Origin of the sequence: Stenotrophomonas sp. SrG (genome assembly GCF_050031795.1) — a bacterium.
GTDB classification, from domain to species: Bacteria; Pseudomonadota; Gammaproteobacteria; order Xanthomonadales; family Xanthomonadaceae; genus Stenotrophomonas; species Stenotrophomonas rhizophila_A.
Genome location: NZ_JBNBBE010001366.1, coordinates 1 through 235 on the forward strand (window position 1 = coordinate 1; position 235 = coordinate 235).

Here is a 235-nt window from a genome sequence, read left to right on the forward strand (position 1 = left end):
CGGCAGACGCCTACGCTCGGATGAGTGGCTTTCTGGCCAACTGCGGTTTCCCGCACCGGCTGCGCACCTGGAACTACCTGGACGCGGTGACCGAAGGCGACGGCGACCAGGAACGCTAACGGCGCTTCTGCGTGGGCCGGGTGCGTGGGCTGCGCGAGCTGGTCGAGGCCGCCCTGCCGGCGGCCACCTGCATTGGCCGTTTCGATGGCGTACGCCGGCTGCAGGTGTACTGGCT

At 69.4% G+C, this 235-nt stretch carries 1 pseudogene; it reads left to right on the forward strand.

Annotation, left to right across the window (positions count from 1 at the left end):
• Positions 1 to 235 (forward strand): annotated as a pseudogene (locus ACQG3P_RS23870) (pteridine-dependent deoxygenase); the annotation flags it as partial.